23 protein-coding genes and 1 pseudogene are annotated in these 23163 nt (G+C 53.9%); 7 read left to right on the forward strand and 17 right to left on the reverse strand.

Features of this window, described 5'->3' with window-relative positions:
• Window positions 1-81 precede the first annotated feature (81 nt).
• The 3 genes from WCS52_07430 (at window position 82) to WCS52_07440 (ending at window position 2621) form a co-directional block, all read left to right on the forward strand.
• Entirely contained in the window at window positions 82-1314 is a 1233-nt protein-coding gene (locus WCS52_07430; GenBank protein MEI6167010.1) for a DUF1015 family protein, read from the forward strand.
• Window positions 1315-1404: 90 nt separating this feature from the next.
• Window positions 1405-1791, forward strand: a complete 387-nt coding sequence (locus tag WCS52_07435) for a response regulator (GenBank protein ID MEI6167011.1) — start codon at window positions 1405-1407, stop codon at window positions 1789-1791.
• A 26-nt stretch (window positions 1792-1817) separates the two neighbouring features.
• Complete coding sequence (locus WCS52_07440; GenBank protein ID MEI6167012.1) at window positions 1818-2621, forward strand: RluA family pseudouridine synthase; 804 nt, start codon at window positions 1818-1820, stop codon at window positions 2619-2621.
• Window positions 2622-2625: 4 nt separating this feature from the next.
• Here WCS52_07440 and WCS52_07445 read toward each other — a convergent pair whose 3' ends face one another.
• Window positions 2626-4161 carry a sigma 54-interacting transcriptional regulator gene (locus tag WCS52_07445; protein ID MEI6167013.1) on the reverse strand — a complete coding sequence of 512 codons (1536 nt, stop codon included), beginning with the start codon at window positions 4159-4161 and terminating at the stop codon, window positions 2626-2628.
• 113 nt (window positions 4162-4274) lie between these two features.
• Between WCS52_07445 and WCS52_07450 the strand changes: the two genes are divergently transcribed.
• The gene (locus WCS52_07450) at window positions 4275-5159 is read left to right on the forward strand and encodes a polyprenyl synthetase family protein (GenBank protein MEI6167014.1); all 885 of its coding nucleotides are present in this window, start codon (window positions 4275-4277) and stop codon (window positions 5157-5159) included.
• Window positions 5160-5165: 6 nt separating this feature from the next.
• Window positions 5166-5837 (forward strand): lipoyl(octanoyl) transferase LipB, encoded by a 672-nt coding sequence (gene lipB / locus WCS52_07455; protein ID MEI6167015.1) that lies wholly within the window; start codon window positions 5166-5168, stop codon window positions 5835-5837.
• On the opposite strand, the gene WCS52_07460 is transcribed toward lipB, so the two are convergent.
• The 3 genes from WCS52_07460 to WCS52_07470 form a co-directional block, all read right to left on the reverse strand.
• Entirely contained in the window at window positions 5809-7068 is a 1260-nt protein-coding gene (locus tag WCS52_07460; GenBank protein MEI6167016.1) for a glutamate-5-semialdehyde dehydrogenase, read from the reverse strand. The genes lipB and WCS52_07460 overlap by 29 nt on opposite strands.
• 20 nt (window positions 7069-7088) lie before the next feature.
• Complete coding sequence (gene proB, locus WCS52_07465) at window positions 7089-7904, reverse strand: glutamate 5-kinase (GenBank protein MEI6167017.1); 816 nt, start codon at window positions 7902-7904, stop codon at window positions 7089-7091.
• Window positions 7905-7966: 62 nt separating this feature from the next.
• The gene (locus WCS52_07470) at window positions 7967-8629 is read right to left on the reverse strand and encodes a gamma-glutamyl-gamma-aminobutyrate hydrolase family protein (protein ID MEI6167018.1); all 663 of its coding nucleotides are present in this window, start codon (window positions 8627-8629) and stop codon (window positions 7967-7969) included.
• Window positions 8630-8673: 44 nt separating this feature from the next.
• Here WCS52_07470 and WCS52_07475 point away from each other — a divergent pair, with 44 nt between their 5' ends.
• Window positions 8674-9840, forward strand: coding sequence for a hypothetical protein (locus WCS52_07475; protein MEI6167019.1), 1167 nt, complete (start codon window positions 8674-8676; stop codon window positions 9838-9840).
• Window positions 9841-9842: 2 nt separating this feature from the next.
• Here the strand turns inward: WCS52_07475 and zwf are convergent, their stop codons facing one another.
• From zwf to WCS52_07530, 11 genes and pseudogenes are all read right to left on the reverse strand, one after another.
• Window positions 9843-11303, reverse strand: coding sequence for a glucose-6-phosphate dehydrogenase (zwf, locus tag WCS52_07480; protein MEI6167020.1), 1461 nt, complete (start codon window positions 11301-11303; stop codon window positions 9843-9845).
• Between the two features lie 151 nt (window positions 11304-11454).
• Window positions 11455-13101: a cytochrome c biogenesis protein CcdA gene (locus WCS52_07485; GenBank protein MEI6167021.1), complete on the reverse strand. Its 1647-nt coding sequence runs from the start codon at window positions 13099-13101 to the stop codon at window positions 11455-11457.
• A gap of 13 nt (window positions 13102-13114) precedes the next feature.
• On the reverse strand, window positions 13115-13474 hold the full coding sequence (locus WCS52_07490; GenBank protein MEI6167022.1) for a hypothetical protein: 360 nt from the start codon (window positions 13472-13474) through the stop codon (window positions 13115-13117).
• An 86-nt stretch (window positions 13475-13560) separates the two neighbouring features.
• Window positions 13561-14061, reverse strand: coding sequence for a ferritin (locus WCS52_07495; protein MEI6167023.1), 501 nt, complete (start codon window positions 14059-14061; stop codon window positions 13561-13563).
• A gap of 2 nt (window positions 14062-14063) precedes the next feature.
• Window positions 14064-14441, reverse strand: a complete 378-nt coding sequence (locus WCS52_07500) for a desulfoferrodoxin (GenBank protein ID MEI6167024.1) — start codon at window positions 14439-14441, stop codon at window positions 14064-14066.
• 27 nt (window positions 14442-14468) lie between these two features.
• A complete protein-coding gene (locus WCS52_07505; protein MEI6167025.1) occupies window positions 14469-14627 on the reverse strand; it encodes a rubredoxin in 159 nt (52 codons plus the stop codon).
• A 19-nt stretch (window positions 14628-14646) separates the two neighbouring features.
• Window positions 14647-15141: a thioredoxin family protein gene (locus tag WCS52_07510; protein ID MEI6167026.1), complete on the reverse strand. Its 495-nt coding sequence runs from the start codon at window positions 15139-15141 to the stop codon at window positions 14647-14649.
• 398 nt (window positions 15142-15539) lie between these two features.
• Complete coding sequence (locus tag WCS52_07515; protein ID MEI6167027.1) at window positions 15540-17306, reverse strand: sigma 54-interacting transcriptional regulator; 1767 nt, start codon at window positions 17304-17306, stop codon at window positions 15540-15542.
• 25 nt (window positions 17307-17331) lie between these two features.
• Window positions 17332-17925: an HD domain-containing protein gene (locus tag WCS52_07520; GenBank protein ID MEI6167028.1), complete on the reverse strand. Its 594-nt coding sequence runs from the start codon at window positions 17923-17925 to the stop codon at window positions 17332-17334.
• A gap of 150 nt (window positions 17926-18075) precedes the next feature.
• A pseudogene (locus tag WCS52_07525) lies at window positions 18076-18603 on the reverse strand (phosphopantothenoylcysteine decarboxylase).
• 21 nt (window positions 18604-18624) lie between these two features.
• Window positions 18625-19509 (reverse strand): thymidylate synthase, encoded by an 885-nt coding sequence (locus WCS52_07530; GenBank protein ID MEI6167029.1) that lies wholly within the window; start codon window positions 19507-19509, stop codon window positions 18625-18627.
• Between the two features lie 108 nt (window positions 19510-19617).
• Between WCS52_07530 and WCS52_07535 the strand changes: the two genes are divergently transcribed.
• Window positions 19618-20277 (forward strand): Crp/Fnr family transcriptional regulator, encoded by a 660-nt coding sequence (locus WCS52_07535; protein MEI6167030.1) that lies wholly within the window; start codon window positions 19618-19620, stop codon window positions 20275-20277.
• A gap of 15 nt (window positions 20278-20292) precedes the next feature.
• On the opposite strand, the gene WCS52_07540 is transcribed toward WCS52_07535, so the two are convergent.
• Window positions 20293-22755: an FAD-dependent oxidoreductase gene (locus WCS52_07540; protein ID MEI6167031.1), complete on the reverse strand. Its 2463-nt coding sequence runs from the start codon at window positions 22753-22755 to the stop codon at window positions 20293-20295.
• A 36-nt stretch (window positions 22756-22791) separates the two neighbouring features.
• Window positions 22792-23130 carry a metalloregulator ArsR/SmtB family transcription factor gene (locus WCS52_07545; protein MEI6167032.1) on the reverse strand — a complete coding sequence of 113 codons (339 nt, stop codon included), beginning with the start codon at window positions 23128-23130 and terminating at the stop codon, window positions 22792-22794.
• Window positions 23131-23163 lie beyond the last annotated feature (33 nt).

Genomic DNA, 23163 nt, shown 5'->3' on the forward strand with positions numbered 1-23163 from the left:
ATTGTTTTTCGGAAGTCGAGATTCTATGATCACTACGGACATCAACGGAACCCGATGGCCATAACACGCAGGAGATCGATCATGCAAATTAGACCGTTCAAATCATGGTGCGCCCGTCCGGATCTGGCCGCCAAAGTTGCCGCCGTTCCTTATGATGTCGTCAACACCGCGGAAGCGGCTGGATTGGCTGAGGGAAATCCCTATAGCTTTCTGCACATTTCCCGGGCTGAGATTGACATGACCCCCGGCATAGACCCTTATAGCGACCAGGTGTATAAACAAGGCTGTGACACCTTGAATCGCTTCCAAAAGGATGGGATTCTCATTCAGGAATCCACCCCCCAGCTTTTCCTTTACCGCCAAACGATGGGGAATCATGTTCAGCGGGGAATCGTTGCCTGCTGTTCAACCGCCGAGTACGAACAAAAAATCATCAAAATCCATGAAAAAACACGGCAGGACAAAGAAGATGACCGCACTCGCCACATCAAGGCCCTGAATGCACAAACCGGTCCTGTATTTCTGCTGTATCGCGATGACCCGACGCTTAACAGCCTTGCCGCAGAAACGGAAAAAACCGCCCCCTTGTTCGATTTCGTTGCCCCTGATGGAGTCGCCCACGCAGGATGGAAATTTGCCAACCCCGAAAAAGTATCCGCCGCATTCAGTCGTGTTCCTGTAGCATACATTGCCGATGGACATCACCGCGCCGCTTCCGCGGTGCGTGTGGCCAAGGAACGCCGGACGGTCCACCCCGAACAAACCGGGAATGAATCCTACAACTGGTTCCTGGGTGTCTTATTTCCTGCAAGCCAAATGCAGATTCTGGCCTATAATCGGCTTGTGAAAGACCTTAACGGGCTCACCCCTGAGGCGTTCCTCGAAGCGGTCCGGAGCCGTTTCAGCGTTAGCCTGGCAGCAACCCCAACGCCAGCCGCACCCGGATCCATATGCATGCTGCTGGCAAACACCTGGTACGAACTCCGCTGGACCCTGCCCGCCAACACGCCGCTTGAGTCACGACTGGATGTCTCCGTTCTCCAGGAACGCCTTCTGGCTCCTGTCCTGGGCATTGATGATCCGCGAACAAGCAAGCGCATCGAATTTGTCGGAGGCATCAGAGGGACCGCTGAACTGGAGAAACGCATCGCCGGGGGAGACCATGCCGTGGCATTCTCGATGCATCCGACCACAGTCGAACAGCTGATGGATATTGCCGATGTAGGCGGGATCATGCCTCCAAAAAGCACTTGGTTTGAGCCAAAGTTGCGGGATGGACTCTTTGTCCACGTCCTGGCGCATTGCACCAAATAGTCCGCATCTGGTAATTAAGGGCGGCATAATCAAAATCTGCCGTAAGCAAAGCTTCGACAAACGAGCTGAACATTGATAGCATTTCAAAACATGAAGCCAAAAGTTCTAGTCATGGATGACGATCCGTCCATATGCAAAATCTGCACCCTGCTCTTAAATCGTATTGGCTATGATGTGGATACGGCACCCAGTGGTGAAGAAGCCATTATTATGTTTTCTCAAGCGCTTAAAGCCCAAACCCCCTACCTTGCCGTGATATTGGATCTCACCGTTCAAACGGGTATGGGGGGAATAGATGCGATTAAAAAACTACGGGCCCTGGATCCCTCCGTTTACGCCATAATGGCCAGCGGGTCGTCAGTCGACACCATGATCGCCTCGTACCAAGCCCACGGCTTTAAGGCGGTCTTGCCCAAGCCTTTCCGACTCCTTGACATTACTGAATGCATGCAAAAAATCCCCTCATCAGGCAACTGATCAGGCCCACCGAAAAGAACGTTATTATGGGTAAATCCGCTTCCCCCAATCTGATTCGTCTTAACTCATCATGGCCCGAGGTGGAAATCCTGATGGAGGATGACAGCCTCATGGCGATTAACAAGCCGGCCGGTCTCCTCATTGCTCCCGATCGGCTCGACAAATCCCGGGAAAATCTTCTCAGCCTCATCCATGCAGGTATTCACCTTCAGCGCCCCTGGGCCAAATCCCGCAAATTAAGCTATCTCGCCCATGTGCATCGGCTCGATCAAGGAACCAGCGGCATCGCCATTTTTGCCCGGAACAAGACAGCGCTTACCCATCTTGCCCGTCAGTTCCACCAGCAGAAACCCCGCCATTCTTATGTGGCCCTTGTGCAGGGAACACTCGCCGAACCTGAAATGGAAATATCGCTTCCTCTCGCCCACAGTCTGGTTCACCCGGGAATCACCGTTGTGGATCACCATCGCGGCAAACCCTGCGTCACCCATGTCACGCAGCTTGAATCATTTCGCGGCTATTCCCTGATTAAGGCCGAAACCGTAACGGAAGCCCCCCATCAAATCCGGGTTCATCTTCGTGAAGTGGGTTGCCCGCTGGTAGCCGATCATGACTACGGGACCGGCTTTCCCTTATTGTTGTCAGAATTGAAAAAACATTACCGGATGAAGCGGGAAGGCGAACATCCTTTAATGGCGCGCACCGCCCTGCATGCCGAACGGCTTGAGCTGATCCATCCCCTGACTGGGAATCCCCTTATCATTGATGCCGCCTGGTCCAAAGACCTTACGATATCCATGAAATACCTGCGGAAATTCGCAACTCATTAAGAGATTACTGCCGGTAATCCTGGGAATTAATCCCCAGATGCTTGATCCGGTAATTGATGACCCGCTGAGTAGTCTGAAGATGACGTGCCACGGCCGCGGCAATTCCCCGATGTCGCTTCAAGGCATCCACAATGATTTCACGCTCAAACGATTCGACCATCGTCTGAAGACTGGCCCCTGATTCCGGCAACAAGGCCGTATTGGTGGCCTCACTCGTCTGTAAAGTGGGGGGAAGAGAATAGCCGTGAATCACCTCGTCGGTCGCCGTCAGCACGGCCCGCTCCATGCAATTTTCCAATTCCCTGACATTTCCCGGCCAGTGATAGGCCATAATCATATTGATCGCAGGAGTGGAGATCCGCTTGACCTTCTTGCCATAGGCGTCATTGTATTTCTGCAGGAAATGATCGACCAACTGCAGGATATCCGACCGACGTTCGCGGAGCGGTGGCAGATGGATGGGAAATACATTGAGTCGATAATAAAGATCTTCCCGGAAACGGCCCGACCGGATGGCATCCTCCAGGTTCCGGCTGGTCGCCGCAATGACACGGACACTGACGTTAATCGGCACATTCCCGCCCACCCGCTCAAAAGAGCGCTCCTGCAAAACCCGCAACAGGCGCACTTGTACAGCAGGGGTAATATCACCGATTTCATCCAAGAACAGTGTCCCGCCATTGGCCAATTCGAACCGGCCTTTTCGCAACTGGGCCGCCCCGGTAAAGGAGCCTTTCTCATGCCCGAACAGCTCGCTCTCAATCAGATTTTCCGGCAACGCGGCGCAATTGACACTGATAAACGGATTGCCGCGCCGTGAACTTCCGAAATGGATGGCGCGGGCAACCAATTCCTTTCCGGTGCCTGTCTCGCCCCGAATCAATACCGTGGCCTGACTGTCGGCCACTTGGGCCACCTGATCATACACCACCCTCATTTCCTTTGAATTCCCGACCAGATTATGAGGTTGATATTTATCACCCAACTGCCGCCGCAACCGTTCATTTTCGGCCTTCAGGCTCTCCTGCTCAACAATCTGCTCCCGGATACTCGCCACGGCTTCAGCCAGCAGATTCGCAACCAGCCTCAGGAATTCGAGATCTTTCTCCAATTTGCTTTTTTCAGCGGCGGGGCGATCTATACTTATAGTCCCAATCACCTGCCGATGGTGAATGATCGGCACACAAATAAAGGCGACCGGTCCCCCTTTGCGGGCACGCGTGCGATTCAAAAAACGCGGATCCTGACTAATATCGGGCACAATCTCGGGCTTCCCGCTCTTCGCGACTGTACCGGTAATGCCCTCGCCCAAACGGTATTGCCCCCGCTTATGTTCCTCAGGAGTCATCCCGCGCGCGGCCTCTATCACAAAGGCATCGGTATCGGGTCGCCGCAACGTCAGGGTCCCAAAAGACAACCCCATGTCTTTTTCAAGAATATCGAACACTTCCTGCAAAAGGGCTGAAATATCACGCCGGTGAGCCACCGCCTGGGAGATTCGATATAGGACGCTTAACTCTATTATTTCACGTTTTTCCATGTTGATAGGCCCCAATCTGAACTCACCCTATCAAACTCCATCAGGGTATTCAAGGATGTCACCGCCCGTTTTCTGGGCTTGAGCCAGCGGCATGAGAATCGTAAGGTGAAGCTATGTTTGATTTGAACGCCTTTCTTGATGGCCGGAGACAATCCGTTGAGACGGAATTGGACCGGATGCTCCCTGCAGAAACCACCCGCCCGGCCGTCTTGCATCGGGCGATGCGGTATTCCGTCATGGCGGGCGGCAAACGCCTGCGCCCGATCCTTTGCCTGGCCGCTTGTGAAGCGGTGGGGGGGGATTCAAAACACGCTCTTTTGCCGGGCATTGCCATTGAAATCCTCCACACCTACACCCTTATTCACGATGATCTTCCCTGCATGGATGATGACGCGCTCCGACGCGGTCGCCCGACCTCCCATGTGGTTTTTGGCGAAGCCAATGCACTTCTCGCCGGGGATGCCCTTCTCACTCTGGCCTTCGAATGGCTTTCGCGCTCCACCCCGCCGGCCCCCTACCAGGCCAGCCAACTCATCCTTGAACTCGCTACCGCTTCGGGCAGTCAGGGCGTGATTGGCGGGCAGGTGGAGGATCTGGCCGCAGAAGGTAAGGCGGCCGACGCGGATCTCGTCGATTATATTCACCGCCATAAAACGGCCGCTTTGTTGCGGGCCTCGGTTCGCATGGGCGGCCTTTGCGGGGGGGCCTCCCCGGCCGCCCTGGACGCCCTCACCCAGTACGGTGAATGCGCAGGGCTCGCCTTTCAAATCGCTGATGACATCCTCAACGTAACCGCCACAGCGGAGCAACTGGGGAAACCGGTTGGCAACGACGAAGAACTGAAGAAACTGACCTATGTGGCCGTTCACGGATTGGATGCCAGCCGAAAAAAAGCTGATGAATTGGTTACCCGGGCTACCAACGCCATCCGGTCCCTTCCCGGGGACCCAACCCCTTTGATTGCGCTAGCGGAATACACCGTTAAACGCGCCTGGTAGCCTTCCATGGAGACGCAGGTCACCATCTTTACGCAACCGGTTCCCTATGCTGAAGGGCTTCACCTCCAGGAACAGTGGGTGATGGATCGCCAGACCGACAAAATCCCGGATCAGTTGATTCTTCTCGAGCATACCCCGGTGATCACACTTGGCGTCCGGGCAAAAACCGACCATCTGCTGATTTCAAAGGAAACCCTGGCAACGCGAGGCATTGAGATGTTTGAAACGCCAAGGGGCGGGGACGTTACCTATCATGCACCGGGACAACTCATTCTCTACCCTATCATGAAGCTGACGGGAGCCGACGCCGATGTTCATGCCTTTGTCGGAAAACTGGAGGAAATCGCCATTCTGACCGCCAGCGCCTTTTGCGTGAATGCCTTCCGTCGAAAAGGAAAAACAGGCGTCTGGACCGATCAGGGGAAAATTGCCGCCATCGGCATCCGTTTTAAAAAATGGGTGTCATCCCACGGAATGAGTTTTAATGTGAACCCGAACATGAGTGGGTTTGAGGCCATCGTTCCCTGCGGACTCTACGGAGAAAAGGTCACGTCATTGCAGAAAATCCTGGGCGAAAAATGCCCCACCCTTCAGGAAGTCCGGGCCGTGATGATGCGAAACTTTGAACGCGTCATGAACTGCACGCTGATCACTCCCGGACCTGGCCATCACCGGTAATCACATATTTATAGGTGGTCAATTCCTCAAGGCCCATCGGACCGCGGCAGTGAAGCTTATCGGTACTGATGCCAATCTCCGCACCCATGCCGAATTCAGCGCCATCCGTAAAACGCGTAGAGGCATTGACATAAACCACCGCAGACCCCACATCATGGGTGAATTCCTTCTGGGCTTCCTCGCACTCTGAAATGATGGCATCCGAGTGATTGGAGCCATATTTGTTGATGTGTTCGATTGCGGCCGTCACCGAGGGAACCACTTTCACGGCAAGCACCAGATCCAGATATTCCGCATACCAATCCGCCTCTGTGGCCAACTTCATGGCGGGCACAATGGCACGTGACGCCTCGTCCCCGCGAAGTTCAACCTTCAGCTCAACCCCGAGTCGCTGGGCGATCATGGGCAAAAACAGGGCCGCAACCGCCTCATGAACCAGCAGTGTTTCCATGGCATTGCATACGCCCGGACGCTGACACTTTGCATTTTCGCAAATTTTCAGGGCCTTATCCAAATCAGCCGTTTGATCTACATAGGTATGACATACCCCTTTGTAGTGCTTGATCACCGGAATGCGCGCCTGCTCAACCACTGCACGGATGAGCGTCTCGCCCCCGCGCGGGATAGCCAGATCAACCAGACCCTCCAGCTGAACCAATTCCTTGACGGCCTCGCGATCAGTGGTCGGTACCCATTGGATGGCATTTTCAGGGAGGCCGACTTTTGCCCCACCTGCTTGCAAGGCCTGCACAATCGCCCCATTGGATTGGAGGGATTCCTTTCCCCCCCTCAATATAACGGCATTCGAAGTTTTAAAGCACAACCCGGCCGCATCCGAAGTCACGTTCGGGCGAGCTTCATAAATGATCGCGATGACACCAATGGGAACCCGGGCTTTGACAATCTCCAGTCCATTGGGACGGATCCACCGGCTGATCACCGTGCCCACCGGATCCTTGAGGCCAGCCACTTCACGCAACCCCTTGGCCATATTATTAATACGTGAATCGGTCAAAGAGAGGCGGTCTATCAACGCGGCCGTCATCCCCGTCGTTTTGGCGGCCTCCACATCCAGCGCGTTCGCTTTTTTGATATTATCCCGTTGGGCCTCCACCTCATCAGCCATCGCCAGCAGAATGGCCGTTTTCTTCCTGGCAGATAATCGTGCCAACCCCCGTGAAGCGATCACCGCTTTCTGGCCCATTGCCACCATATCTTCATGAAGCCCCATAGATACCGCCTTCTCAATGCTTACAGTGATGCCACCACAAAAGTCCCAACATCCGCCCCTTGAACTACACGGGTGATATTCCCCGATTTCCGCCCATCCGCAATCACGACATGGCAACCGGCCTGGGCCGCCAGTTTGGCGGCGCGAAGTTTGGAGCCCATACCGCCCTTTGAAAGCGCGTTTTTCTGCCCTGTTACCAGCGCCAGTGTCTTCTTGTCAACCCGCTCCAGGTAAGGCACCCGCCGGGTTCCGCCCTTTGCCGTGGGAGCCCGAAGCCCGTCCACCGTACTCAAAATTATCAGAAGATCAGCACGGATCATCCGGACCACCAGGGAGGCCAGGAAATCATTGTCACCCAGCTTGATATCGGCCCGGATTTCCTCATCAGCGACCACATCATTTTCGTTCACGATCGGGATGACCTTGTGCCGCAGCATGTTCTCGATGGTACGCCGGGCATTCGTCTGACGAATCTTATGGTTGAAATCATCATGAGTCAGCAACACCTGCCCGACTTTACAGCGCTTTTCTAAAAACAACTTGTCGTAAGTGGCCATCAACCGGCTTTGCCCCACGGCCGCTGCCATTTGGAGATCCGGCAATTCCGTCGGCCGTGACGCCATCCCCAAAGCCTCCATCCCCGCCCCAATGGCTCCGGACGTCACGAGAAGGACTTCAACACCCGCTTGGCGAAGTTTCGCCATTTCGGCGACCAACCCCCTGATTCGCCGGTGCTCAGGACGCCCCGTTTTTTGAACCAACACGCGACTGCCAATCTTGACCACCACGCGTCTCACGTCGGTGATGCTCTGTCTTAATTTCAATGATTCATTCATGGCCCAACACGACTCCTTCAGTAATCATCTGTAACGAAGGCCTACTATATACAACAAATTCATTATTTCTGTCGAGCCGCCGCCCATACAAAGAAATTGCGAAGAATTTTAAATCCGTCCGGATAGCCTTCAGATGCCTCTTCCGGATGGAACTGAACGCCATAGAAAGGCCGGATCCGGTGCCGGAAGGCCTGAACCTGACAGGATGGACTGCTAGCCAACACCTCGAGATCACGCCCAATCCCTTTGATCTCGCTCCGATGGAACTGCTGGACCCTGACTACCTTTCCCAGCCCAACAAACAAGGGATCTTTTTGCAATACGGTGACAGGGTAAATCCCCCACTCCTTGTATTCCCCCGGGTGATATTTGGGATTATGATCAGCCTCATCCTCTCGGATCCGGTGCATGGTTCCCAAGGTACACCCAAAGAACTCTGAAGCCAGTTGATGTCCCCCGCAAATCCCTAACTGCGGAATCATCGAGGTCATCACCACTTTCCTGTAATTCCTGGTTTGCCGGACATCATACTCTTCAAAGGGGGTAGAGGTTCCGCTATAAACAATGGCCCGAGGCTGAAGCCGCGATAACATTTTCAGGTTCAACTGCTTGTAATGAATCATCAAACAGAAGTCGCCGGACATTTCCTCCAGAGTCAATCGTGGACGCTGCCAGTTCCCTGAGAGATACTTTTCCGCTGTTTCCATTATTACGTACAAAATCATACCCATCATTCTCCTCATTGACACCGTTAAATGAAGTATAGATTATGCAGCACATGTACACCTTTGGCCAGATATTAGGAAGAACCCTTGCAGGAGGATTACTCTTTCTCTCCCTGTGTCTGCCCGCCATTTCCGCACCCCCGCTCTTCGCCCGTTTTTCCACGGACCGGTCGACCATCTATGAGGGGGAAGCATTCCAACTCACATTGGCGATCCATGTTACGGGCGAAACGCTTGCCCCACAGATCTCGATTGATGCCCTTCCCGCTCCCGACCAGATGCAACTCTACCCATTTCAGGAACTTCCCCGTGAAACCACCACCCTCGACGGCCTCCCCTATGAAGTGCGGAAGTTCCGGGCTTGGGCGCGGGCCGCGAAAGCAGGTCCGGTCTCCCTGTCACCACGCCTGAGCGGAACGTTCATCCAAACGACCCGCTCTTTTTTCATGATGCAGGAATCACGCCGCCCCGCCAGCATTCCTGTCGAAACCAGGGTGATCAGCATCCGGCCGCTTCCTGAAACGGGTCGCCCGCCGGATTTCTCAGGACTCGTGGGGCGCTTTACGTTTTCGGCCATTCCAGCCCCCCTCAACATTGCCTTGGGTGATTTAATCACCATCACCTACACCATTGAGGGGGATTTGCTGCCGGACACGTACCTGAGACCGAACATTAAACCGGGGCCTGACCTGAAAGTGTACGAACTGAAACCTGCCGGGAACGAAAGCACGCTGGTGCGCCAAGTATTCAATCAGACCCTGGTCCCATGCAACAGCAACCTCACCGCCCTGCCCGCCTGTTCGCTGAGTTACTTTGACACCCGGAACATGCGATACGAAACTCTAACCGCAGGACCGTTTCCTATCCACTATCATTCCGAACACGCTCCAGCCCAATCCATCTATACGCCGGCCCCCACGCATTCCAATACAGTAACTCCGAACCTTTCCGAAAAATCCACAGAAAATGCCGGGGACTCCATTTGGCACCGTTTAGACCAACAGCTTAGGCAGGGAAAAGGCGGGACTATTTCCGGCAATGACGACGTTCAGGTGTGGTTGGCCCCCTCAGAAGCCTCGCTCAAGCTTTTCAGACTGAAGCCTGGTGCCACGGTTTCCCTTGGTGCGACCAACGAAAACTGGATTTACGTATCCAGCCCGTCAGGGTCGGGATGGATTCCCGTCGCGGTGATTGAGAAACCGACGAAATAGTTTTACGACTCCGGGAAGCCATAGGAGCGAGCAAGCGCTTTTCCTGTGAGCGGTCCGGAAGATCCATACGGATAAATTTCGGGAGCCATGCGTTCAGACTCCATCTGATGCAACACGGGTGTAAACACATCCCAAGCGGCCTCCAATTCGTCCGCCCGGATAAATAAACTACGATCCCCTTTGATCACATCCAGAAGCAGACACTCATAAGCATCCGGAATCAATGCCGAAAATGCCGCCTGGTAACGCAGGTTTAATTCAGTCGAAGCCAATTCCAGCCCCAGGCCAGGAAGTTTATTCATGATTTTCAGCACAATCGCCTCATCGGGTTGAATTCGGATGATGAGTTCATTCGGATGAATAACTGAGCTATTTTTTCCAAAAAGGCCCGCAGGGATGTCACGAAATCTAATCCGAACTTCATTGATTTTCCGGTCCAACGCCTTGCCTGCTTCAACCAGAAAAGGGACACCCTCCCAACGAGGGTTGTGGATCTGAAGCAAGGCAGCCGCATAGGTCGGAGTCAATGAATCAGCCGGAACATTGAGCGCCGCAATATAGGCCGTCTGCGGCCCTTTCACGGCGGCCCCATATTGACCAATGGCCAGCCGCTCACGCGTGATCGGCGAGATGGAACGAAGCAAGGCCACCTTGGCATTGCGTACGGCTGCAGCCGAATATTCAACAGGCTGCTCCATGGCCAAAAGCGAGAGGATCTGCAACAGATGGTTCTGCATCACGTCGCGAATGATTCCAAACCCGTCAAAATAGCCCGCTCGTTGGCCCACCCCAATAGGTTCGGCCCATCGGATGCTCACACTTTCAATGAACGTTTTGTTCCACAATGGCTCGAAAATCAAATTGGCAAAGCGGAGCACCATCAGGTTTTGAACGATTTCCTTCCCGAGATAGTGATCGATCCGATAGGTCATTTCCTCCGTAAACACCGTCTGCATCTCTTCAACCAGCAGATCCGACGAAGCCCGGTCGCGGCCAAACGGTTTCTCCACGACCATTCTGGACCAGCCGTTTAAATCATCACAGGCAACCAAGCCTGAATTACCAAGAGCCTGGGCCACATCCTTGAAAACAGAAGGAGGAATAGCCATGTAAAAGATCCGGTTAATCGGTCCGGCCCCTTCCACCTCACGCATCAACTCGAATAAGTCCAGAAAAGAGTCACAAGAGGAATACTGTCCCTGGGAATAAAAACATCGTTGGAGAAATGCTTCCGTAAGATCGTCACATGACTCGCCAGGGGCATAGCGACAGGTCAGATTCTCCGCCACTTTTCTCCGGAACGCCAGATGGTCCATAGCCGTTCGAGCCAACCCGTAGAGGTGAAAGTCCTCCGGAAGAAAATGCTGACAATACAAGGCGAACAAAGCAGGGATCACTTTGGTTTGAGCCAGGTCACCTGATGCCCCCACGACCACTATTCCAAGTCTGTTGATATGGCTCATTTACCTCCACCTGTCCGCGTTTTCTTCACGAGCCAGCCCTGGCACTTTGCACACCGAGCGTCGGAACACCAGTTACACATTTTACAATCAGGGCAAGGATGCTTTTTCGAGTTGCCTGAGGAATTTTTCCGTTTGGCGCCACTGCTGCAGCTCATGGTAAGGAGCTCCCTGCCTTGAGCACCACATACGTAGGCAATCCTTTTACCTCAAACGCCTCCGTTACCGCACGTGTCCCCTTGTCGGTCAGGTCTTCTGCCTGGAATTTCACCACAACATATCCGGACAACCTTTGTTTCACTTCCTGCGCACGAAAGGTTGTCAACTCCATCGCTTCGCAATTTTTGCACCAGGTAGCCCAGAAATCGATGAATATCGGTTTTCCCGTTTTCGCAGAGTCGGACACAACGGCATTCCATGCCGTCAGATCTGAACCCGTGATCTGATAGACACCTGATTCAACCTGCCTGACCTCCTTCTTGCCCCACCACCCCTGATACGCGAGGGAGAAGTAATACAACGCGAACAGAAGGATCAGTATGCCAAAACCCGTTTTCACCCACATCATCCAAGCGCCCGGCTTGGGCAGGAATGACAGCCCGGATCCGGCAAAAGGCCAGGGTAAAGCCATTCCTGCCCCCAGGATAAAGGGCAGCATCAGGCCTATATGGGCACCCTGCGCGTAGAGATTACTCGACAACAACAACACCGCAATTACCACCGGCGCCACACAGGCACCCGCCAGCAAAGCGGAAATTCCTCCCATGAACATGGCGGTCACCACTTTCCCCTGGGTCCCGTCACCTCCGCCACCCACCCGCTGGAAGCGCGTCATATCGATAGAGAACACATCGAACATCGCCAGCGCCAGTAATACAAACACCAGCCCGATCATCACATTGAACCAGGGAAGGGAGTTCAGGACCCCGAACTGCGAGCCCGTCAGAACTACCACCACCCCTAACACGCCGTATACCAGGGCAATTCCCAGTCCATAGGCCCCGCCAAGGAAAAACCCTTTCGCCTTGGTTCCATTCTGGGCCCCCACCCCGATAATCGCCAGATTGATTGGGATCATGGGGAGTACACAAGGGGTCAAATTCAGCAGAAGCCCACCGGCAAGAATGATCAGGACCGTCCACCACACCCCGTGTAATTTAAAGAATTCCAAAGGATTGGAACTAAAAAGCAAAGAAGCCGTTTTCACCCGAGCGACCATGCTTTCGGGATTAACCACCACTTCGGCATGCCCCTCTGCCTGATTAAGAAAGGACAGGAAGGCTTTGGTATTTAAATATCCGGAAGCCCTCCCAACGGTCCTCATCCCGGCCAATCCCGAACGCCATCCCTCCGTCCCCAGTCCCGTTTCAGGAAGGAGGGAATCGGTTATCCGCTCAGAGGCGGAGGTAACGGTAAACTTGCGTGTTTTCGGAAAAAAACATTGGTCTTCATTGCACCCCTGATACGACACGGCCAGGGTTTCAGTCTCGGGTACCGCCGTTCCAGAAATGAACCGGAGCGCAACCTTGTTCGTAAAAGAGAGCCGCACTCCCTCCGAAAAGGCGTCATGGATCGCAACCGGTTGATCCCCCCCGGCCAGCTTGAACAAAACACCGGATTCGGATTCCACACGCAACTGATCGGCATAAATGTGGTGCTTTTCCGGGATCGAAATCCGGACCGTTACCACTAAATTGGACCCACTCCCCTCCCGCAAGAGATCAACTCCGAAGGGGTCGGTGGCAACGCTCCATTGAGAAAACGCTGCCAGAAATAAGCACCATACAATCCGTTTTTTCAAAAGAGGCTCCTCTTCAAGCGGCCTCATTTTTAGGCCATCTCAGAACGACCTGCATCACTTCACGCACGAAACTACACTCGCATTTTGCAGGACAGGCCGTCATGTTTTTGTCGTGCAGACAATGACCGGGACATTTCACTGAACCCGTCATACGGATATCATAGACCTCGCCCTGGTACATATTTCTGAATTGCGCGACAGGCAAGGCCAAGGTCGTCAGACAGGCCGGATCCAGGTGATTGAATAAAAAATATCCCGTCTCGAGCTCAACGAAGTTGACTTGATAGCCGATGAGCTTGATCGCGGGATCCGACAGAAAGGCTTCCCGGCTACCCCAATGATGTCCACATCCTGTACACTTTTTAAACATCATCTCCCCTTCAATAAATACAATTGAAGCGGCCGCCTTGCTCAGCGGCAGCTTCAATCTCCGTTTCAGGGTATACTCAGCAGTCGCACTCAGCCCGGCTTTACCCCACGCTTTCCGAGCTGCTTGTCCACCATGTATAAGGTCCCGGTGGAAGTCCCGGCCATCTTGATCATGGCAATAATATCCGTGTCGTTAGCCTCTTCCTCGATCTGTTCAGTGATATACCACTGCAACATGGCCTGAGTGGCATAATCCTTCTCGGCGACAGCAAGATCCATCAACGTATTCAAGGACTTGGTTACTATTTTTTCATGCGCGAGCGTGTCGACAAACAGGTCCAACATCGTCTTATACCCGACCGCGGGCTTTTCGATCGCACCGAACTCAATAACCTCCCCCTGACTCAGGAGATAGTTGTAAAATTTCAAGGCATGCTCCAACTCTTCCTGGAACTGCACCCGGAACCATGCACCTGCCCCCTTGTAGCCAAGCGTGATCGCATTAGCTGACATGGCAAGATACAGGTACGAGGAGAAAATCTCCTTGTTAATCTGCTCATTAATCGCCTTCGTCATTTTTTTCGAGATCATGTTTACGCCTTCCACAAACCGTGAAGATTACAGAACTCCCGAGCAACCACCTGTTTCGCCGTCACCCCCTCAAAAAAGGCGACCGGCGGAGCGCCGGGCTTAAGATACTGGCGCAACACGGTATCGCCCACGAGCAGTTCAATCCACTCAATGTAATGCTTTTCCTCCATGGGATGCGCGACACTCCCGATCGTCACCTTGACCCCATTGGCCATTTGCTCGATCACGGGAATATGCTTTTCCTTAGAGGCATCCACCGTGTTTTCGGACATCCCTTTCATGGCCTGACCACAACACACCAACTGTCCAGCGGATGCGTGAACCATCTCAACCATATTCCCGCACAACTCACATTTATAAACTTCTGAACGCTTCGTCATTAAAATCTCCTTTGAATAGATAACTGATCAACCTTGAGGCGAAAACTCATCCTTGCCTACACCACAATCGGGACAAAGCCAATCGGCCGGAATATCTGCGAAACTTGTTCCCGGCGCAACCCCATGATCGGGATCCCCTTTAGCCGGATCATATACATAGCCACAAACATTACATATATATGTCATTCCAACTCCTTTATTATTTTCACTTATTCTTCAGCAATTTGCGCAAGTGCGTGACATAATTATCTCCTCCACCCGGAAGGTAACTTGTCCGGCCTAATAACGCTCCCCCGGCATCCAGCAACAGAATAGTAGGAAATCCCTCAATGCCGAATTTTTCCGCCAATTCGTTGTTCTGCTTTTTAATTTCATCCGATTGCGGCTTATTCCTAGGATAATCCACCAGCAACAATACCAGATTTTCTGAAGCATACTTCCGGAATACCTCTGTAGAGAACACCTCTTTATCAAGCTTGATGCACCAACCACACCAATCCGAACCGGAAAAGTCAGCCAAAATAGGAACCTTACGTTTGGCCGCCTCGGCCTTCGCCTCGGCAAGAGAGGTCAGCCAGACGGGATTTCCCGCCACCACAGCTTTTTTGGATGGCGTCTCCTCATTCTTGGCCGCCTCCGCCAAACACAGCGTTGCCGCTGAAACACAAAGAACTAGTGATAAGATAAATTTGAATTTCATTAGTTACCTCTTTTGCCCGCTAAACCCTACCTACATTGACTTATTATGTTTGACCTCATGCGCCCTGAACTCACGCTCCGCTGAGCCCCGTATCCGGTAGCCACAATCCTTGGCTAAACCGTACAGCGACATACAATTATCATCGGTACACTCGGCCTGCCCTTTATCCGCAACCGCGATCAAGCGAGCCGAAGCTTCAATTAGCAACCTGATGTTGTCATTGTAATCATCCATGCATGCTTCTCCAATAAAAATATGTTTGTTACTGATGCAAGATACATGCCGAAAATATTTAATTCGTGAATATTGTCACAAGACATTCCCCATGAATGCTTTATGTCGCATATTCAGAAAAATTACAGCTCAAGAATATGTCTCAGAGGGTGCTGCAAATTGTCTCATGACGCATTCGGTCCGGTCTTGTCCATAAACCGGTACAGTGTAGCCCGCGATACGCCCAGCGCTTTCGCCGCCTCCACTTTGTTTCCGCCAGCCCGCTCAATGGCGTCATTCACAATCTGCTGGGTCAGGCGCTGCTTCCCTTTAGGGGGGACGACAGGCGAAACAGACCCAACTGAAGGCATTGGCATCGTTTTGAGCGCAATGGGCGGTAAATGTTGCAGAAGAATCGGTCCCGTTTTACATTTGATGAGCGCAAATTGTATCCAATTTTGGAGTTCACGCACATTTCCCGGCCAGTTATAGCTCATCATGAAATCCAGGGCATCCGCAGAAATCGTCATTTCCCGTGAACCCGCCAGCAGTTTAAGGAAATGACTGGCCAGCAGGGGAATATCGGTGAGCCGTTCCCGCAGGGGGGGCAACACTAGCGGGACCACGCTCAGCCGATAGAATAAATCTTCACGGAACCGCCCGGCCGCCATTTCCTTTATCAGATCCCGATGCGTGGCACTAACGACGCGGACATTCACTTTGATGGTCTTTTCGCTTCCGACCTGTTCAAAGCGGCCCTCTTGAAGCACCCGCAACAGTTTAACCTGCATCGCGGGCGAAATATCGCCGATTTCATCGAGGAATATGGTTCCCCCATCCGCCAGTTCAAAGCGCCCCTTCTTATCCCGAATGGCGCCCGTAAACGCCCCTTTGACATGCCCGAAGAGTTCGCTTTCAAGCAACCCCTCCGGCAGAGCGCCACAATTCACCGGCACAAACAGTTTGTTCACACGGGGCCCTTCATTGTGTAACGCGGCCGCAACAAGCTCCTTGCCGGTCCCGCTTTCCCCCTGAACAAGAACCGGGGCCCCGGATTCCGCCAACTCGGGAATAATATCATACAGGGCCAGCATCTTGGGATCGCGTCCCACAATTCCACTGAAATGTTCATTTTCACCAAGACGCTGTGCCAACTGAACGTCAGTGGTTAAATCCCGGAAACAGCCAAGCACCCCCATGGGGATTCCCCGGTCATTATTGATCGCCACGAGATTCATGTGTATTCGCCGTCGATCCCCGCTCCGGGTGACAATCTCCAGATCTTTGCTACATGCAGATTCAGGCAGATGATCCCCATGACAGAACGAACATTTCGCCCCACATAACCCGCCGGGCAACACTTCATGACAATCACGGTTCAGCAACTCTTCCCGCTTGTATCCGGTAATCCGTTCTGCCGCCGCATTGAAGTAAAAGATCCGTCGATTCAAGTCATGCGCAATGACTCCTTCTGAAAGATGGTCCAAAACCAGGTCATGCTCATGTTTTGACGCCAGAAAGGCGGACAGCCCCCCCTGTGAATAAAGATCATCCACCAGGCGCCTGATCACATCACGCGCCTCACGAAAGGCCTGAAGGCGCCATTCCGTATCACCCGTGAGCGCGGAAGGCTCCGTGATATTCCAGTGCAGTTTCTGTGGATTACCAGGCAACATCCGGCACGCGTCGGCCGCCTCCCCTGACAGGGCGACCATCAGATCCGGCGCACAACTCCCCAGATCGGCCACACGCTTGCCACCCCGCGATTCTTCAAAAAGATGCACTTCGGATAATACCCGCCATACCAATGGGTCCACTGCGCCGGAAAGCACCCCGGCATAGATGGCAGAAACATTCTTCCGCCCGGTCGCATTGGCAAAGGCCGCGGCCATGGCGCTGCAACTGGCATCATGCCCGCCCACGAATAAAAGTTGATCAACCTGCTCAGCCATACGTTATGCTTTCTGCCATTGAACCTTACGCTTCAAGATATCCGCGCTCAACCGCATCCTGAATGAGTGTTTCTGCAAATTTCCACAATGGGCGGGACCCTTCAGCCACATGCTGATTGCGGTCATGCACTTTGCCGCTCGTCACTCCGTGATTCCGCCACACCACCCCGTTGGTGAAGTAGTTATGCATCAGGGGCTGGATCCGGTCAAGCGCGGCGGCAAATTGAGCCTCCGGCGTCACCCGTGCCTCGAATTCCTCCCATAACGCCCTGAACTCCACCTGTTGATCCGCGGGAAGCAGCCCGAAAATCCGGCCGGCGGCCACCGTTTCCCTCACCCGCTTATCCCGATTGCCTTTGTCGTCGTAGCAATAGGTATCACCGGCATCAATTTCGACAATATCATGAACCAGCACCATTTTAATGACCCGCGCCAAATCCAAGGTGGGCCCGTTCCCATGCTCCTTCAACAGCATCGCCATGACGGCCAGATGCCAGGAATGCTCGGCGTCATTTTCATAGCGGGAGCCATCCATCAGCAATGTGCGCCGGGAGATCTTCTTGAGCTTGTCAATTTCCCGGATGAAATCTAATTGCTGAGCCAAGCGGTCGCTAACCACGCCCCGCCATCCGGGGTGCGAGTCCCCCTGTCGTCCCTTGCCGGACACGCCCGCTTTCGATTCCACCCATTCGATAATGCGCTCACCCACCTCGCGTTTAGACATCACCGGCAAGGCCAGGGGCTCGGCTTGTCGCGTGATAAATATCACCCGGTTGGTATCGACATCAAAGCCCGCATCAGGCTGGGTCACATCATTGGCCACCACCATATCGAGCCCCTTGGCCTCCAATTTTCGCCGCGCCTCCACCTCAACGTCAGTCGTTTCCGCAGCAAACCCCACCACCACCCGCGCTCCTTTTTGCGGCTTGAGGGTCAGCAGGATATCCGCCGTTGCTTCCAGGACCAGTTCCGATCCGCTATCGCGCTTTTTCAGCTTTTGGCGGCTGATCGCCGCCGGGCGCCAATCCGACACGGCCGCCGCCATCACCAGGGCATCCGCGGCCCACCAGTGGGTTTCCACAGCCGCAAGCATTTCTGCCGCGGAAACCACCGGAACCAACTTGGCCTTTACAGGCGCCGGAATGGCTACTGGCCCGGAGATCAGGATGACGTCATGTCCCCGCTCAAGGGCCGCCTCGGCAATGGCATAGCCCATTTTACCCGAAGAGCGATTACTGATAAACCGCACGGGGTCCATGAACTCGCGGGTCGGCCCGGCTGTGACTAGTATTCTCATAGGGTGGAGGCGGATCGTCCGTCAGCGCGCATCAAACTCCCGGATTTTCTCCCGCACCGTGGCCTCCGCCTCATTATAGATTTCCTGAATCATCGGATCATTGAAACTATAAACACGGTCTTCAAACCGGGTCGTCCGGATACGATCAAACAAGCGCTGGCGGGCCACATCAATATCCTTGCCATAAATGTGGAATGAATCCGCCTGCCAATTGAGACGGCCTAACTTGACGGTCTTCCCGGCGCGACGCGAAATTTCGGCCGCCATGACATCCCGGTTAAACAGGGTCAATCCGAACATGTTCATGAAGTTGGCCCCCCAGGCGTCATTACTCCGGAACCGGATATTACAATTCAGCCACCACACCCCTTCCTTGTCCTCAAGGATCCGGTACCAGAGTGACTGCAGGCAAGGCGGGTCGTAGCAATCCAAATCCACGTGCGGCATCCAGGTAATCATCTGCGCCTGGCGGGTAAAGGGCTGCTTCACCAATTTGCTGACAACGGCCTCAATCTGGTTGATTTTGAACCAGCCCGTTTCGACAGATTCATAATTCTTCAACTCCTTGAGCGCCCCGTAATTGGCCAACCGTCCGTGATAGGTGTACTCCCAGCGGGTATCCGCCGGATCATTCATGTTTTTGACCCAGTGATCCTTGGCCCCTTGAAGCTCCATCACATACTCACGCAGGTCTTCAATGCCTCCCGGAAAGGCCTTGTGGATCATGGGGTCGGACAACGGATCCAGCACCGTGATATTCATGGTGGAATCAAGGCTGACCGGATCCCCGGGCTTGTCATACTGGGTCCTGAACCCGATCCCATTTTCGTTCAGCGCACACAACGCCATCTCATAGGCTTCAGCCAGGGATTTCCCCGACACATGCAGAACCGGAATATTTTCCATTCCAATGACTCCTTTGCTGGATTACTCTCATTCGAAGATTCGCCCTGAATTATGGCGGCTCTTTTATAAATAGAAAGCTCTTTTAGACGCTTTGGCGATTGACGCGACGTGGATACGAGATACAGTGGCGACATGATCAAGGGATATCAATTTTTAGCCGACAGCAGCTTCTTCAAAGACTTATCCCGCGAGAGCGTCAAAGCGCTTGCAGCGATCTGTTCGGTAAGAGAGTTGAAGAAGCGCCAGTTCCTGTTCCGCGAAAGCGATCCTGGCCGCGCCATCTTTTTATTGCGGCGGGGGGCCATCCAGCTTCACAAGACAGCTCCGGACGGCAGTGAAGTCGTCATTAAAATCGTTCAACCCAGTGAGGTTTTCGCCGAGGTGGTTCTCGTTGAGCGCGAGAATTATCCTGTGACCGCGGTCGCACTGGCCGATAGCGAGGTCATCGTATTCCCTCGTGCTGACGTCCATCACCTGCTCAATACCGAGGGGTTTCGTAACGATTTCATTGCCATGCTGATGCGCAAACAGCGCTATCTGGCAGAACGCATCGTCCAACAGCAGGCGCATGACGTGGAAAGCCGCCTGCTCTGGTTCCTGAAGGAGCAGTTTGGCACCCAGAAAACCGTCACCCTCTCGATCTCGAAAAAAGATATTGCCGGCGCCATCGGGACCACGCCGGAAACCTTGTCGCGGCTCATCCTGAAACTAAAAAAACGCAAAATCCTGACCTGGACCGGCAAAACCCTGACCCGGCTGAACCTGTAAGCCGCAGGCAAAGCTTCAGATAAACAGGGTCATATTGGATTGGTCCGCCTCACCCAGGAAGGCGCCCACGCCCCCGTACTCCAGGCCATCTACCAGTTCTCCCGGCTTGATTCCCATCACATCCATCGACATGGTGCACACCACGAGCTTGGCGCCCCCGGCCCGAGCCGAGGCGATCAAGGCCGGCAGGGAGTCGACATTTTTCTGTTTCATGACCATTTTCATCATGGCCGTACCCATACCCATCATGTGCATCTTGGAAAGGGTCAATGCCCCCGGGCCTTTCGGCATCATCCACCCAAACATCTTATCCAATAAACCTTTCCCGGCCGCCTGCGGGCCAGGCTTACGCAAGGCATTAATGCCCCAGAAGGTGAAGAACATGCTGACTTCGCTCCCCATCGCCAGCGCCCCATTGGCAATCACAAACCCCGCTAGCACCTTATCGAGGTCATTGGAGAAAACAACAAACGTCTTCCGGTCTTTCTGCGCACCGACCGTACCGGGGCGAGAGCCCAGCGCTTCGCATTTACGAACCAATGCCTCGATACGCCCCCCCTCACGCCGAATATTCAGGAGTTCCTGGCCATTACGTAAGCACCAGGCAGGCGCATCATGGAGGAATCCGGGATCCGTCACACATATCTTGAGTTGGTCACCGGGGGCCAACTTGTCCATTTCCTCCTTCATCCGCCGGATCGGTCCCGGACATTGCAATCCACAGCAATCCAGTTCAACCGTTTTACCGGGAGCAGTCACGGCCGGCGCCTTAGGTTCCTCGGCATAAGAGAGCAACGGCTGCGGTTTCGTTTGGCTGGCCGGATCCTTGCAAACGGACTCCTCGTGGACACTGCAAAACGTCAATGAACCGCCCGCCAGGGTGGCCAGCTTCGTGATGCCCCGTTGCCGCAACAGGCGATAGGCCAGATAGCTTCGGAAGCCCACCCGGCAATAGAGATAGACCTTCCGGTCTTTTGGGATTTTGTTGATTTGAGAGCGCAACGTTCCAAGCGGAATGTTCACCGCACCGGGGATGTGCCACAGCTCATATTCCTGGGCACTCCTGACATCGATCACCAGACCGTCTGTTGTTTTTTCAGGGAACTCTTCAGCATACCAAAATTCCACATCGCCCATGAGCAGGTTATGGCCGATAAACCCGGCCATGTTAACGGGATCCTTGGCTGAGCTGTAGGGAGGCGCATAGGCCAACTCCAGATGCTCCAACTGTTCAACCGTCATGCCCGCCCGGATGGCGGTGGCAAACACGTCCAGCCGTTTGTCGACCCCATCATAGCCCACCACCTGCGCTCCCAGCAATTTCCCTGTCTCCGGTTCGAACAGCACCTTGATATGCATCGGCGCTGAACCCGGATAATAACCGGCATGTCCAGAGGGATGCAGATAAAGCTTGAGGTAGGTCCGTCCGGATTTCTTAAGGGTTTTTTCCGATGCCCCGGTGCCCCCCCCCGTCATATCAAATATTTTCACAATAGCGGTACCCTGCGTGGTTGAGTAACGGGTATTCCGACCGCAAATATTTTCACCCGCAATACGCCCTTGCCGGTTCGCCGGACCCGCCAGCGGGATCAGGGACGGTTGGCCTGTCACGGTATCCACCACTTCAACCGCATCACCCGCCGCAAAGATGTCCGGATCCGAGGTCCGCATATGCGGATCAACCTGAATCCCGCCCCGCGCCCCCAGCGTCAGACCGGCCGCCCGGGCCAAAGCCGTGTCCGGACGCACCCCTGCCGCCAGGATGGCCAGATCAGCCGAAAGGACTGCGGCATTTGTCAATTCAACCTCAACCTTGCCCGCTGCCTCACGAAAGGCTGCCGCCGCCAGCCCAAGGTGCAGCTTTACCCCATGCTCAGCCATATGGACCTCAAGATCCCTGGCCATTTCGCGATCTAATGGGGGGATGATTTGATCCGCCATCTCCACCAGGTCCACCTCAAGCCCACGCTCACGCAGATTTTCGGCCATCTCTACGCCAATATAGCCCCCGCCAATCACGACCGCCTTGCGGGCCCCCCCATCCACCTTCCCCTTGATCAGATCCATGTCCTCAATATTTCTCAGGACATAAACTTGAGGATGATTGATTCCGGCCAGATTAGGACGGATCGGCACCGCACCCGGCGCAAGCACAAGCTTGTCATAGGATTCGTCATATTCGCGGCCGGACTCCAGTTCCATCACCTGGACGGTCCGTCTCTGACGATCAATCCCACGCGCTTCGTGTCCCACCCGGACATCCAGATTCAGGGATGCCTTCAAACTTTGGGGGGTTTGTAACAATAGATGATCGCGCTCCTTGATAACCCCGCCCACATGATAGGGTAACCCGCAATTAGCAAACGACACGTGTTTACTTCGCTCTAAAACAACAATCTCGGCAGATTCGTCCAATCGCCTGGCCCGCGCCGCCGCCGACATCCCCGCCGCCACACCGCCAATTACAAGAATTTTCATTTCATTTGCCTTTTCTGCTCATAATTTTTCAAGAATTCAGGATCCAGAATTCTGTATTCTGTTCCCCTGCTGTTTTCTTCTTATACAATCCAGAATGGTCAGTGCACTGGGGTCATCAATCCCATACCATACTTCCTTCCCTTTGCGGACCGCCTTCACCAGTCCGGCCCGCCGCATCTGATTCAAATGCTGAGAGATCGTCGCCTGGGGAAGCTGAAGACGCGCCATCACGACATGAACAGGTAAATCCCCCTCTCTCTGGAGAATCTCGATCAATTTAAGCCGACAGGGATGCGCTAGGATTTTAAGGGCCCCCGCCATCCGTTCCAACAGCTCCATCGACAATTCCGACATACAGGCTTCATTCGTTTTCATGGCTACAACATATCGCTATATCGATATATGTCA

It is taken from the genome of bacterium, from assembly GCA_037128595.1.
Taxonomy (GTDB): domain Bacteria; phylum Verrucomicrobiota; class Kiritimatiellia; order CAIKKV01; family CAITUY01; genus JAABPW01.